Origin of the sequence: Rhizobium phaseoli (genome assembly GCF_001664385.1) — a bacterium.
Lineage (GTDB): Bacteria > Pseudomonadota > Alphaproteobacteria > Rhizobiales > Rhizobiaceae > Rhizobium > Rhizobium phaseoli.
Map to the genome: position 1 here is coordinate 1,372,642 of NZ_CP013532.1, position 12,904 is coordinate 1,385,545.

The 12,904-nt window shown below is 63.7% G+C and carries 15 protein-coding genes and 1 pseudogene; 12 read left to right on the top strand and 4 right to left on the bottom strand.

Translation table 11 applies throughout. The features are described 5' to 3' along the window. Positions 1 to 19: 19 nt before the first annotated feature. Positions 20 to 925 carry a S1C family serine protease gene (locus AMC88_RS06710; RefSeq protein WP_012483191.1) on the bottom strand — a complete coding sequence of 302 codons (906 nt, stop codon included), beginning with the start codon at positions 923 to 925 and terminating at the stop codon, positions 20 to 22. A gap of 222 nt (positions 926 to 1,147) precedes the next feature. Between AMC88_RS06710 and AMC88_RS06715 the strand changes: the two genes are divergently transcribed. Together AMC88_RS06715 and AMC88_RS06720 are read left to right on the top strand one after the other, a co-directional pair. Beyond that, entirely contained in the window at positions 1,148 to 2,551 is a 1,404-nt protein-coding gene (locus tag AMC88_RS06715; protein ID WP_064825013.1) for an aminotransferase-like domain-containing protein, read from the top strand. A 206-nt stretch (positions 2,552 to 2,757) separates the two neighbouring features. Then, the gene (locus AMC88_RS06720; protein WP_012483193.1) at positions 2,758 to 3,126 is read left to right on the top strand and encodes a DUF983 domain-containing protein; all 369 of its coding nucleotides are present in this window, start codon (positions 2,758 to 2,760) and stop codon (positions 3,124 to 3,126) included. A 7-nt stretch (positions 3,127 to 3,133) separates the two neighbouring features. On the opposite strand, the gene AMC88_RS06725 is transcribed toward AMC88_RS06720, so the two are convergent. Continuing rightward, positions 3,134 to 4,027 (bottom strand): LysR family transcriptional regulator, encoded by an 894-nt coding sequence (locus AMC88_RS06725; protein WP_064825014.1) that lies wholly within the window; start codon positions 4,025 to 4,027, stop codon positions 3,134 to 3,136. 155 nt (positions 4,028 to 4,182) lie between these two features. Here AMC88_RS06725 and AMC88_RS06730 point away from each other — a divergent pair, with 155 nt between their 5' ends. The 4 genes from AMC88_RS06730 to AMC88_RS06745 all read left to right on the top strand — a co-directional run bounded on the left by AMC88_RS06730 (position 4,183) and on the right by AMC88_RS06745 (position 6,889). Then, the gene (locus tag AMC88_RS06730; RefSeq protein ID WP_010022909.1) at positions 4,183 to 4,794 is read left to right on the top strand and encodes a glutathione S-transferase family protein; all 612 of its coding nucleotides are present in this window, start codon (positions 4,183 to 4,185) and stop codon (positions 4,792 to 4,794) included. Positions 4,795 to 4,835: 41 nt separating this feature from the next. Further along, a complete protein-coding gene (locus AMC88_RS06735) occupies positions 4,836 to 5,768 on the top strand; it encodes a pyridoxamine 5'-phosphate oxidase family protein (protein WP_012483195.1) in 933 nt (310 codons plus the stop codon). Positions 5,769 to 5,846: 78 nt separating this feature from the next. Further along, the gene (locus tag AMC88_RS06740) at positions 5,847 to 6,308 is read left to right on the top strand and encodes a nuclear transport factor 2 family protein (RefSeq protein WP_012483196.1); all 462 of its coding nucleotides are present in this window, start codon (positions 5,847 to 5,849) and stop codon (positions 6,306 to 6,308) included. Positions 6,309 to 6,328: 20 nt separating this feature from the next. Then, complete coding sequence (locus AMC88_RS06745; RefSeq protein WP_064825015.1) at positions 6,329 to 6,889, top strand: TetR/AcrR family transcriptional regulator; 561 nt, start codon at positions 6,329 to 6,331, stop codon at positions 6,887 to 6,889. A gap of 9 nt (positions 6,890 to 6,898) precedes the next feature. Here AMC88_RS06745 and AMC88_RS33540 read toward each other — a convergent pair whose 3' ends face one another. Then, complete coding sequence (locus AMC88_RS33540) at positions 6,899 to 7,060, bottom strand: hypothetical protein (protein WP_167355271.1); 162 nt, start codon at positions 7,058 to 7,060, stop codon at positions 6,899 to 6,901. A 156-nt stretch (positions 7,061 to 7,216) separates the two neighbouring features. Here AMC88_RS33540 and AMC88_RS06750 point away from each other — a divergent pair. Both AMC88_RS06750 and AMC88_RS06755 read left to right on the top strand, forming a co-directional pair. After that, positions 7,217 to 7,890, top strand: a pseudogene (locus AMC88_RS06750) (hypothetical protein); the annotation flags it as partial. Between the two features lie 33 nt (positions 7,891 to 7,923). Beyond that, complete coding sequence (locus AMC88_RS06755; RefSeq protein ID WP_012483200.1) at positions 7,924 to 8,229, top strand: Dabb family protein; 306 nt, start codon at positions 7,924 to 7,926, stop codon at positions 8,227 to 8,229. Between the two features lie 186 nt (positions 8,230 to 8,415). Here AMC88_RS06755 and AMC88_RS06760 read toward each other — a convergent pair whose 3' ends face one another. After that, positions 8,416 to 9,639 carry an MFS transporter gene (locus tag AMC88_RS06760; protein ID WP_170960088.1) on the bottom strand — a complete coding sequence of 408 codons (1,224 nt, stop codon included), beginning with the start codon at positions 9,637 to 9,639 and terminating at the stop codon, positions 8,416 to 8,418. A 326-nt stretch (positions 9,640 to 9,965) separates the two neighbouring features. Here AMC88_RS06760 and AMC88_RS06765 point away from each other — a divergent pair, with 326 nt between their 5' ends. From AMC88_RS06765 to AMC88_RS06780, 4 genes are all read left to right on the top strand, one after another. Further along, the gene (locus AMC88_RS06765; RefSeq protein ID WP_004670343.1) at positions 9,966 to 10,214 is read left to right on the top strand and encodes a hypothetical protein; all 249 of its coding nucleotides are present in this window, start codon (positions 9,966 to 9,968) and stop codon (positions 10,212 to 10,214) included. A gap of 54 nt (positions 10,215 to 10,268) precedes the next feature. Further along, positions 10,269 to 10,940: a response regulator transcription factor gene (locus AMC88_RS06770; protein ID WP_012483203.1), complete on the top strand. Its 672-nt coding sequence runs from the start codon at positions 10,269 to 10,271 to the stop codon at positions 10,938 to 10,940. Next, positions 10,930 to 12,333 carry a sensor histidine kinase gene (locus tag AMC88_RS06775; RefSeq protein ID WP_012483204.1) on the top strand — a complete coding sequence of 468 codons (1,404 nt, stop codon included), beginning with the start codon at positions 10,930 to 10,932 and terminating at the stop codon, positions 12,331 to 12,333. The genes AMC88_RS06770 and AMC88_RS06775 overlap by 11 nt, the downstream gene beginning before the upstream one ends. A gap of 119 nt (positions 12,334 to 12,452) precedes the next feature. Beyond that, positions 12,453 to 12,878 carry a hypothetical protein gene (locus tag AMC88_RS06780; protein WP_012483205.1) on the top strand — a complete coding sequence of 142 codons (426 nt, stop codon included), beginning with the start codon at positions 12,453 to 12,455 and terminating at the stop codon, positions 12,876 to 12,878. The last annotated feature ends 26 nt before the right edge of the window (positions 12,879 to 12,904 follow it).

The window sequence follows — 12,904 nt, forward strand, 5'->3', positions numbered from 1 at the left end:
TGCAACGGGCCGGTGCGTCTTACTGCAGCTGCGGTTTTTTCAGAAAGCTGTTGCGGTCGGCGGATTTGACGCGCAGCCAAGCTTCCCGGCCGTTGCGCAGGATCCGCATCGGAATCTCGGCGCCGGCCGGGCCGCTGCGCCAGAGCTTGCGGTAGAAATCGGCCAGGCCATCGACCTCTTCGTCACGGATCTCGGAGATGATATCGCCCTGACGCAGGCCGGCCTCGGCGGCCGGACCGCCTTCGGCCACGCTCATCACCACCACGCCGCCATTGCTCTCGGCGGAGAATGCGCCGAGCCAGGGCCGCGGCGGCTTGTTAACCTGGCCGCGGTTCAGGAGATCGTCGAGGATCGGCGGCAACAGATCGATCGGCACGACCATATTGATGTCAGCGACCTCGCCGTCCTGGCTCATCTGCAGGCGAAGAGAACCGATACCGAGCAGCTTGCCGTCGGCGCCGATCAGCGCTGCCCCGCCCCATGCAGGGTGAGCGGGTGCGGTAAAGATCGCTTCATCCAGCAGATATTCCCAGTAGCCGGCGAATTCCTGTCGGGCGACGATGTTTGCCTGAACGAACTCGCCGATTCCATCGGCAAGGACGACCGGATCGCCGGGCCTGGCGGCGGCCGCGTCACCGAAATCCACGGCCGGAGCGTTGAGAACGCCGAGCGCCTGCACCAGGCCGAAGCCGCTTTCCTGATCATAGGCAAGGGCATGGGCGGGAACCACCCGGCCGTCCTGCGTTGTCAGCCAGACTTCCTCCGCCTCGGTGATGAGATAACCGATTGTCAGCACCAGGCCGTTGTCGCGAATGACGACGCCGCTGCCCTCCCGGACAGTGCCAAGCGTCTCCGCCGTGAAGGCATCTTCCGGAATGGAGGAACGGACGGCCACGACTGACCGCAGGATCGGATCGATATTCATGCTTTTATCCCGAGGGCGCCGCCGCGCGAGACCGAAAGCCGGCGCGCCTCTTAATAGGTAAGGAGATGAAGGGGCTGCGGCAAGGCTGGCGCGACGCGAATTTCCGCAGCCGACTGTTACGCCGTTGACGATACCGGAATATCAGGGGGGGTGACAGCGCTGCTGCGCAACAATATACAGTCAATCCTACCTATCAGGAACCAGACAGGCACCGATCACGACATGAAGGACTGGCATCCCGACCTCAGCCGCAGCAGCAGCCCGCGTTACATGGCGATTGCCGATCTGATCGAAATGGATCTGCGCAGCGGCCACCTGGCGGCTGGAGACCGGCTGCCGCCGCAGCGCGACCTCGCCAAGCGGCTGAATGTCGATTTCACCACAGTGGCCAGGGGCTATGTCGAGGCGCAGAAGCGCGGGCTTGTCGAGTCGCACGTCGGCCGGGGCACCTTCGTCACCGGGCGCGCGGGCAGGGCGCGGCAGGACTTCGCGCCTGACGCCGCATCCGATCCGCGCCGCGCTTCGATCGTCGACTTCTCGATGAACATGCCGCCGGAACCGGACGATCCGGAACTGATCGCTGGCATGCGCGAGGGCATGTCGGCGGTGGCCGCCAGTCTCGTTCCACTTCTGCGCTACCAGGGCTTCGGCGGCGCCGGCATCGATAAGGATGCCGCCGCCGCCTGGCTCGGCCGCCGCGGGCTCACGCCGTCGCAGGAGCGGATCTTCGTCACGCCGGGTGCGCATCCGGCCCTGTTGGCGATCTTCGGCCTGCTGGCCAAACCCGGCGAGACGGTGCTGTCGGAAATCATCACCTATCCCGGCATGCGCTCGATCGCCGCCCAACTGCGGCTCAGCCTCGCCGGGCTGCCGATGGACGAGGACGGTATCCTGCCGGACGCCCTTGCCACCGCCTGCGAGCGGTTGAAGCCGAAGGCGCTCTATCTCAATCCGACGCTGCAGAACCCGACGACGCTGACGATTCCAACCGGCCGGCGCCAGGAAATCGCAGCCGTCGCCCGCAAATATCAGCTGCCGATCGTCGAGGACGATGCCTATGGCTTCATTCCAGAGCAAGGTCCGGCGCCGCTTGCGGCAATGGCGCCGGATCTGACCTGGCATATTGGCGGCCTGGCGAAATGCCTCGGCGCGGGCCTGCGCCTTGCCTATGTCGTGGCACCCGATAGCAACGCCGTATGGCCCTTCGTCAGCGCCATGCGCGCCAACAACGTCATGGCATCGCCTTTGACCGTGGCGCTCGCTACCCGCTGGATCGAGGACGGCACGGCAGATGCGATCCTGCGCTTCATCCGCGCTGAGGCCGCCGGCCGCCAGCAGATGGTCGCCACCATCCTGCCGGCCGGCAGCTACCGCGCCGATCCGATTGCCTTCAACATCTGGCTGCCGCTCGCCAACGGCTGGACCCGTTCCACCTTCGGCAGTCATATGCGTTCCTCCGGCATCGGCGTCGTGGCGAGCGATGCCTTCACCGTCGAGGGCGCCTCCCCGGAAGCGGTGCGGGTCTGCCTCGGCGGCCCGATCACCCGGGAGAGACTGCACGGCGCCCTGGAATTCATGGCCCATGCGCTTGAAGGCCCGCCGGAGATGGCGGCGTCGTTCTTCTGATCCTGGCAGCGTTGCAGCTTGCCCTCAGGCAGCCGGCGGGCCTCGCCACCCTTCGATGATATTCGGGACGTGCCGGTCGCCAGCCGACGGAAATCTGCGGCATTCTGGCGAATTGACTGGTTATTGCCGCGTAATGTAACTATATTGAATGCATACATTCGCGTGGCATTGATCGGCATGCGGCTTCCAGACAAGACGAGGTTATCATGGACATCGAATATCCCCCGCTTCCTCCGATGCAGACCGGCGTCAGGGGACGCTGCCCGCGCTGCGGCCAGGGCCATATGTTCAAGGGTTTTCTGACGCTGCAGCCGCAATGCGAGGTTTGCGGCCTCGATTATGCCTTCGCCGATCCGGCGGACGGTCCGGCCTTTTTCGTGATCTGTTTCGCTTGCATACCGAGCGTGCTGCTCGGCGTCTGGCTGGAGGTTGCGTTTTCCGCGCCGATTTGGGTGCAGCTTCTGGTCACCGGCCCCTTCATGCTCGCCACCTGCATCCCGCCGCTCAGGCCGCTGAAGGGATGGTTGGTCGCCAGCCAGTATTTCTACAAGGCCGAAGAGGGCAAGCTGGCCTAGACTAAATCTATTTCAGCGTCGACCGCAGGCGCGGTGTAGCGAAATCGAGGAGCGCTCGCAGCTTCAGTGGCACCAGCCCCTGCGAGGGGTAGACGAGGTGCACTGGCGCCGGCGGCGGTTCGAAATCGCTAAGCAGCGGCGCCAGCAGGCCCGCCGTCTCGGCGCGGGCCGCTTGGTACGAGAGTACGCGGGTGATGCCGAGGCCGGCCACGGCCGCATCGACGGCAGCCTCGGCGGTGTTGACGGCAAGCCGCGAGCGGATCGGCACGGCAAGATCACGTTTTCCGTCGCTGAAGGTCCAGCTCCGGATCGAGGCCATGTTCTCGAAGGTGATGCAGTCATGCGCGGAGAGATCACTCGGCTGCCGGGGTGGGGCGTTCCGCGCCAGATAATCCGGGCTGGCATAGACGGTGCGGCGGATTGCACCGAGCCGCGTGGCGATCAGGTTGCTGTCTACAAGGGTGCCGATCCTCAGAGCCAGGTCGATGTGATCTTCGACGAGGTTCGATAGCCGGTCGCCGAGCATCAGCCGCAGATTGATCTCGGGATAGGCCTTCAGGAAATCCACCACGACAGGCAGGACATGCAGCCGCCCGAAGACGATCGGCGCGGTCATCGTCAGTTCGCCCTTCGGCGCACTGTATTCACCGGCGGCCGTCCGTTCCGCCTCTTCGACCCGGTCAAGAATTTCTCGCGCCGCCGAGACATAGGAGCGTCCGGCCTCGGTCAACGTGATCTTGCGGTTGCTTCTCTGCAGCAGTTTGGCGTGAAGATGCGCCTCGAGCTCGGAGATCTTGCGGCTGACGGTTGCCAGCGGTGAACGCAGATGCCGCGAGGCGGCCGACAGGCTGCCGTGTTCGACGACGGCAAGAAGCACGCTCATGGCGTCGAGGCGGTCCATTTCATCCTTCCAATAATTGGGAACATGCCTTCCAGATTAGCATCCTACTGCAGTCGATTGGAAGGCAGTAAATTCCCCTGCAGATGGTTCGAAATCGCCATCGCCGGCAAGGCCGAGGCCTTGCTCCCGCCCCACAAGACGCCAGAGGAACCGTCATGAAACTCTATTATCATCCGCTGTCCGGCCATTCGCACCGGGTTCACCTGTTCCTGTCGCTGCTCGGCGTGCCTTACGAACTGGTCGAGGTCGACCTGGCTGCCGGCGCTCACAAGGCTCCGGAGTTCCTGAAGCTCAATGCCTTTGGCCAGGTGCCCGTGCTCGACGACGACGGAACGGTCATTTCCGATTCCTCCGCCATCCTCGTCTATCTCGCACGCAAATTTGGCCGCACCGACTGGCTGCCGGAGGACATCTTGACGGCCGCGCGGATCCAGAAATGGCTCTCGGTCGCCGCGGGCGAGATCGCCTACGGGCCTTGCGCCGCCCGTCTGGTCACCGTCTTCGGCGCCAATTTTCACGCCGACGAGGTGATTGCCCGGGCGCACCGTATTCTCGCGCTGGTCGAGGCGGAGCTTTCCGGCCGCGCCTTCCTGCTCGGCGACAATCCGACGATCGCCGATATCGCGCTTTACAGCTACATCGCCAATGCGCCGGAGGGCAATGTCGACACCTCGCCCTATCAGGCCGTGCGTGCCTGGCTTGGCCGCATCGAGGCGCTGCCGGGCTTCGTCGGCTTCAGCAAGACCAAGATCGGCTTGGCCGCATAAGATCCGCCCCCGTTGAAAATCGTGCCTGAAAGGAGGCCGTGATGTTGGAGCAGTCAAGAGAAGCTGCCGCATCGCCTTGGCATCAGGGTGAGCTTGAAATGCAGCGCAGCCTCGGGGTCGTCGAACGCATGGACGGTCCGGGGCGGAATTTTGTCCGCAAGGCGATGCCCGAGCAGCACCGCGCCTTCTTTCCGATGCTGCCTTTCGTCGTGCTCGGCACGGTCGATGCGAAGGGAGAGGTCTGGGCAACGATACGGGCTGCGCAGCCGGGCTTCATGTCTTCGCCGGACCCGGAGACGCTTGAGGTCCGCCTGCCGCGCGAGCCGGCCGATCCGGCCGATGCCGGCATGGAGGATGGCGCGGCCATCGCTATGCTCGGCATTCAGCTCGAGACCCGGCGGCGCAACCGGCTGAACGGCGTCATCGGCAGGACGGATGCCGGCGCCTTTCGCCTGCGTGTCGGCCAGAGCTTCGGCAATTGTCCGCAATATATCCAGCCGCGCGCTGCCGCCTTTATCCGCGATCCCGCTCTGCCGACCGCGCTGCCGCCGCTGCGTTCGCGTGAGCTCGACCAGCGCGCGCGGCGGATGGTCGAGGACGCCGATACGTTTTTCGTCGCCTCCTATGTCGACCGCGACAATGGCGAACGCCAGGTCGACGTCTCCCATCGCGGCGGTTATGCCGGCTTCGTGCATCTTGGCACCGATGGCGCGCTGACCGTTCCCGACTTTGCCGGCAATCGTTTCTTCAACACGCTTGGCAATTTCCTGGTCAATCCGAAGGCCGGGCTGGTCTTCGTCGATTTCGAAACCGGCGACATGCTGCAGATGACCGGCAGGGTCGAGGTGCTGCTCGATTCGCCTGACATCGCCGCCTTTCCCAAGGCGGAAAGGCTGTGGCGTTTCACGCCGGAGGAGATCGTGCTTCGCCCGGATGCCCTGCCGCTGCGGTGGAGCCGGCGCACCGAGGTCTAAGCTCGATCACCGCCCGATGCAGACTTGTAAAATGTGTACCGATCAGTAAATTCGTTACCATTCAGTACAGGAGATCTCATGTCCAGCCTCGTTCCGCCTTTCACTCTCGAGACCGCCACGCAGAAAGTCCGTCTTGCCGAGGATGGCTGGAACAGCCGCGATCCCGAGCGCGTCTCGCTCGTCTACACGCCGGACAGCCGCTGGCGGAACCGCGCTGAATTCGTCACCGGCCGCGCCGAGATCGTCGCCTTTCTCACGCGCAAATGGGCGAAAGAGCTGGACTACCGGCTGATCAAGGAGATCTGGGCCTTCACCGACAATCGCATTGCCGTGCGCTTCGCCTATGAATGGCATGATGACAGCGGCAACTGGTTTCGCTCCTACGGCAATGAGAATTGGGAATTCGATGCGGCCGGCTTGATGCAGCGCCGTTTTGCCTGCATCAACGATCTGCCGATCCGGGAAACGGAGCGCAAATACCACTGGCCGCTCGGCCGACGTCCGGACGATCATCCCGGCCTGACCGAGCTCGGCCTCTAGAACAGGAAGAATTCAAGCCGGTGAAGACCGTTTATGAACGCGCCGACATCGTGCCGCTGCTCGCGGAAATCTTCCGCGAGCTCGGCTATGAGGGCGCCACGCTCAGCCGCATCACCGAACGCACCGGCATCGGCAAGGGCAGCCTTTATCACTTCTTCCCCGGCGGCAAGGAGGAGATGGCCGACGCCGTGCTCGCCGATATCGATGGCTGGTTCGAAGAGGCGGTCTATCGGCCGCTGCGACATGACGATGCCCGTCAGGCGATCGCGGCAATGTGGACCAATGTAAATGAGTACTTCTGCTCCGGCCGCCGCATCTGCCTCGTCGGCGCCTTCGCGCTCGACGACACCCGCGAACGGTTTTCCCGAGCGATCGGCGATTATTTCACCCGCTGGATCGACGCGTTGCGATTGGCGCTGATGCGGGCTGGCTGTGTCGAGGAGGAGGCGCAGACGCTGGCCGAGGAAGGCGTCTGCGGCATTCAAGGGGCGCTGGTGCTGTCGCGCGCGCTCGCAGATGAAACCGTCTTCACGCGGTCACTGGAAACGCTGGCGATGCGGCTTGAGGCCGCGACGCGATGACGCCAGCCCTTACATCCGCGCCGCTTTGCCTGTATCTCTCAGCGCTGCAGTTGAGGCTGCCGGGTCGGGTGGGGTGTTCTCGCGTTCAAGGCGAATCTGGCGCCACTCGTTTTCCATCTGGTCGACGACGTGCTGGGGAATGGTGGTCTGGGTATTGGCGGGCGTCTGCATCGGAAGTCTCCTCTTGTGGTGGTAAGGCTTCAGGGCGGGGAGATGCATTGCACAACACAAAAGCCGTGTAAATCAGGGGCTTAGATACTTCAAACGATTAAGTTGATTTTAATCGATTAAGACGGTTTTAACCACGAGATTCGCGGGAAGCGCGGTATGGTTGTCCACATGGATCGGATGTTCTTTTTTGATGCAGTGCGCGAGGAGCTCTTTAAAGGAGAGCTAACTCAGCCTCAGGTAGAGGGTATCACGGCGATTCTCGACGCCTGGGAACGGCGGTTTGCGCCGGCCGACCGCCGATGGCTCGCCTACATCCTCGCAACCGCGTATCACGAGACCGCCTATACGATGCAGCCGGTCCGCGAGACGCTGGCGCAAAGCGATGCCCGCGCGGTCGAGATCCTGGAGGCGGCCTTTGCCGCCGGCCGGCTCTCCTGGGTAAAGACGCCCTACTGGCGGCCGGACGAGGATGGCTGCTGCTGGTTGGGCCGTGGTCTGGTGCAGCTCACCCATAAGCGGAATTACGAGGCGATGAGCGCGCTGACCGGCATCGATCTCGTTGCCGATCCCGACCGGGCGATGGAGATGGATGCGGCGGTGACCATCCTGATCGAAGGCATGCTGCAGGGCAGCTTCACCGGCCACAAACTTGCCGATCACCTGAACGCGACGACCGAGGACTGGGTCAATGCGCGCCGCATCGTCAACGGCACCGACCGGGCCGAGAAGCTCGCCGGCTACGCCAAAGCCTTCCATGCGGCGATGCGTCCGGATGCCGCGCGGGGCAGGGTGCGCGGTTGAAGGCCCGGGGTCGGCGTGTTATCGCGCGGGCCGACCCTCTGAAATCTGACAGGAGCTTCCGCGTGATCCGCCATATCGTCTTCTTCACCGTGCAGGAGGAACATCTGGAGGAGGTAAGGGCCGGGCTGTCGATCCTGACCGCCATTCCGCAGGCGCGGCTCTTGGAAATCGGCACCAATGTGAAGACCGATCAACTGGGTACCGAGATCGATCTTGTCGTCTACGGTGAGTTCGATGACGAAGCGGCTCTCGCCGCCTATAAGGCGCATCCCGATTATCAGCGCTCGATCGAGCGTGTTCGGCCGCTGCGGGAAAAGCGCATCGCCGCGGACTACGACAGCCGCGCAGCGGTGAGGCGGCCGCTCTGAATCGGCCACCCATGCTTCGCTGAAATTTCAAAGGGATAAGCGGCTTTCCGCACTCGCGGGCGCTGGATGTTAATGCAGCCGTGAGCCACCGGACTCAACGTCCGAAAAATCGGCGGCAAGCGATTCAAAAGATTCGTCAAACGCGACTGGTCATGGGTCAGCTGAGGACGGCGTCCATTCCACGCCTCATGAAATGGCCGGGCTCGGCTTCGATGCCAGCGCACCGCGCACCAGCGTCATCAGCATCAGCACGAGAGTGAGCGACAAGGCGGCGAGAACGGCTGCGGCGAAAAGCGCCGGGCCGGTGCCGGCGCGGTCGAGGATGGCGGTGAAGACGACCGGGGCGATTGCATTGGCAAGGTTCTGCGGCAGCGACAGCCGCGCCGATTGCAGGCCGAATTCGCGCGGTGAAAACAGCGCCAGCGGCAGAAGCGCGCGGGCGACGGTCATGACGCCGGAGCCGAAGCCGTAGAGTAGGACGAAACTGACGAGCAGCGGCGTCGATGGACTGGTGGCCAGCATCATCAGGAAGCTTATCAGCATCAGGCCGATGCCCATGGCGGCGCTGAGGATGGGATTGCCGCGCCGGCCGAGCAGCATGTCGAGGAACCGCGCCGAAATGCCGAGCACGCCGCGGGCCGAGCCGAGCTGCAGCGCGAAGGCCGGCGAGGCCCCGGACTGGCGGAAGATCTCAAGCAGCGACGGCGAGATGCCGAAGGTGATGAAGGTGGTGATGGTCGTCGTCGCGGCGATCAGCAGGAAGGCCTTGCGCTGCGCCGCCTTCGACAGCGGCACCGGGGCGATGCCGGCTGTGCCGCCGTCGACATGGGCCGCGACCGGTTTCGGCAGGGCGAAAACATGCAGCGGCAGGCATATGAAGAATTGCAGGCCTGCGCAGATGAGGAAGGTGAAGCGCCAACCGACGGTTTCGTTGAGCAGGCTGAGGATCGGCCAGAAGATGGCGCTCGAAAGCCCAGTGAACAGCATCAGCACGGCAATGACCCGCTTGCCGTTCATCCCTTCGCGCTCGACGACGGCGGTATAGGCGGGGGCCGAGAGGCCGAGCGCGCCGCCGACGCCGATCACGATCCAGGCGGCGGCGTAGAGAATGACGCCGTTGGCGGCGGCAAGCAGACAGAGGCCGAGGGCAAAGGTCAGGGAAGCCGCCGAAAGCACCCGGGCCGCACCATAACGGCCAAGCCAGCGGCCGGTCGCCGGACCGACGATGGCGCTGATCATCATCATGATCGTCAGGCCGGCAAACGCCATCTCGTTCGCCATGCCGAGATCGGGCGCCACGATGCGGCCCATCACGCCGAGCATGTCGAAGGTCGTACCCCAGCCGATCAGCTGGGTAATGGCGAGCACGAAAACCGTCTGCGCCGAGCGGAAGCGGAAGGAGTTTGGCATCGGTGCTGAAATGGCCTGAATGCGGGAGCCGCAAGCACATAACAGGTTCAATCGGCCGGTAAAAGCTGTGATTGCAATTCGCGGCAGCCCGGCGCGCGCGGGCTTGACCCGAGGATCCGCTCCCAGCCTTCCCTATGCGCCTGGGGCCAAGCCTTTTCCCACGCGCAGAAGGCTGCCGCGGCATCGGTTTTCAGCAACTCACACGGGCTGCCGCCAACAGTCGAGAACGGTTCTAAACACCCTGTATTACAGTGCATTCATTTGCCATTCAGGTCGCGTGAGTACATAGTCGCAGCAAGTTGGAATTACCCTTGAAAGCATAGAACATGGCCTTTCCTCTGAGCGTCGCAGTAGTGGCCGCCGGGCTGGTGGCATCGGCGCCCTCATCGGACGGCGCGGGCACCCTCGTCCTGCGCGTGGCAGGCGATTGCAGCGCCGCCGCAGCCCAGGTCGTCGAGCAGACGGGCGGACAGCTCCTGTCCGTGCAACCGGTGGGCGATAGCTGCATCATCACCGTTCTCGTGTCGGGCAACGGCCAGCGTCCGCGCAAGGTGACGGTAAAGGTTCCGATGTAGGCGGAATCGGTCTATTCAGAACATGATCGATTTGAAGCGGACGAAGGCGGACCGATGCGCATCCTGGTAATCGAAGACGATGTCAACCTGAACCGGCAGCTGACCGACACGCTGAAGGAGGCGGGTTATGTCGTCGACCAGGCGTTCGACGGCGAGGAAGGCCATTTCCTCGGCGATACCGAGCCCTATGACGCCATTATCCTCGATATCGGCCTGCCGGAGATGGACGGCGTCACCGTGCTGGAGAAATGGCGCGGAGCCGGCCGCGCCGTGCCGGTTTTGATCCTGACGGCGCGCGACCGCTGGAGCGACAAGGTTGCCGGCATCGACGCCGGCGCCGACGATTACGTCACCAAGCCTTTTCATGTCGAGGAAGTGCTGGCGCGCATCCGGGCGCTGATCCGCCGCGCCGCCGGGCATGCCTCCTCGGAGATCGTCTGCGGGCCGGTGCGGCTCGACACCAAATCCTCGAAGGCGACGGTCAACGGCACGGCGCTGAAGCTGACCTCGCACGAATATCGGCTGCTTTCCTATCTGATGCATCACATGGGCGAGGTCGTCTCGAGAACCGAACTGGTCGAGCACATGTACGACCAGGATTTCGACCGCGACTCCAACACGATCGAGGTCTTCGTCGGCCGCCTGCGTAAAAAGATGGGCGTCGACCTGATCGAAACGGTGCGCGGTCTCGGCTACCGCATCCAAGCGCCGAAACATGCGAATTAAGTCGCTCACCGCGCGCGTGCTGCTGCTGACCACGGTCTGGTCGACGGTGGCGCTGGTGGTGATCGGCCTGCTGATCTCGACCCTCTACCGCAAGAGCGCCGAACGCGGTTTCCAGGATCTCTTGCGGGCGCAGCTCTATAATGTCATCAATTCCGTCACGATCGGCGATCAGGGGGCATTGAGCGGCAGCCCGCAGCTCGGCGACCTGCGCTTTGCCCAGCCGAAGACCGGCTGGTATTGGGTGGTGGAGCCACTCGGCACCTATACCACAGCCCCGCTGGTCTCGCCTTCGCTCGGCTCCGCGCTCATTCCGGTTCCCTCCGTCGTCGAGGCGCCCTTCGACAAGAATTACGAACGCTACTACCAGGTGACGGACGCCTCGGGAAACCGCGTGCAGGTGGCCGAGACCGAAGTGGTGCTCGACACTGATGGGCGTGCGGCGCGCTTCCGCGTCACCGGCAATGTCGATGTCGTCGAAGACGACGTGCGCACCTTTTCCCACAGCCTCTATCTGGCGCTCGCCGGTTTCGGCGTCGGCAGCCTGATCGTCAATGCGCTCGCCATTCTCTATGGCCTGAAGCCGCTCGACAAGGCGCGCGCTGCCCTGGAGCGTATCCGCGCCGGCGAGAGCGAGCAGCTGAAAGGCGACTTCCCGCGCGAAATCCTGCCGCTTGCCAACGAGGTCAATGCGCTGATCGACAGCAATCGCCGCATCGTCGAGCGGGCGCGCATGCAGGTCGGCAATCTCGCCCATTCGCTGAAGACGCCGATCGCCGTTCTATTGAACGAGGCGCGCGTTCTCGAAAAATCCCATGGCGAACTGGTGCGCAGCCAGGCGGAATCGATGCAGGGGCAGGTGCAGTCCTATCTCAACCGCGCCCGCATCGCCGCCCAGCGCGAATCCGTGCTCGCCCGCACCGATGCCGAGCCGGCACTGGAACGGCTGGTGCGCGTCATGCGCCGCCTGAACGTCGATACCGAATTCGATCTCGTCGTCTCGCCGCCGCATCTGGCCGTCGCCATGGAGCAGCAGGATCTCGAGGAAACGGTCGGCAATCTGCTGGAGAATGCGGCGCGTTTCGCCAAGAGCAGGGTTCGGCTTTCGGCCGTAGAGGCCGGCGAGGACGTGAAAGGGGCGGAGGCGAGTGCGCGGCGCCACTGGGTGGAGCTCGCCGTCGAGGACGACGGGCCGGGCCTGGAGCCTGACCAGATCCGCGAGGCGCTGAAACGCGGCCGCAGGCTCGACGAAAGCAAGCCCGGAACCGGGCTCGGCCTGTCGATCGTCACCGAGATTTCCAATGAGTACCAAGGGCGGCTGGAACTGTCCCGCGGCGAGTGGGGCGGGCTGAAGGCGAAGCTTATCCTGCCCGGCGTCACAAAGGATGTTGCATGACCAACTGCTTGATGTCACAAAGCTAGTGGCAAACGCATAGCATGCTTTGCCTTAATGCTGACACGGGGACGCTGCACTTCGATCGGCTGTATTTTGACCCCTGATCGTGGTTCGACGCAATGATTCTACGCTCGCAAGGCATGATCGTTTCCATCCTGCTTCTCGCCGTCGCGCTCACCAGCTGCACGACGACGAAGGGAGCTGCCTCGCGTGGCATTTTTTCCAGCAAACCCTCGGCATCGGCTGCCTTCATCACCGCACTGCAGGGCGGCATCGTCGGGCGCAGCGGTGTCAGCTTGAGCGACAGCGACAAGCAAAGAGCGCTCGAGGCGGAATATCGGGCGCTGGAAGGGGCAGCTGTCGGCCAGCCCGTGGTCTGGAGCGGCAAGAATGTTACCGGCAAGGTGGTGGCGGCAGCACCCTATCAGGTCGGCTCGCAGAATTGCAGACAATATACCCATACGCTGACGGTCGACGGCAAGGATACCGTGGCGCGAGGCGCTGCCTGCCGCAACGACGACGGCAGTTGGTCGCCGCTCGGGTGAGGCTCATTCCAAGCTAAATTGCGGCG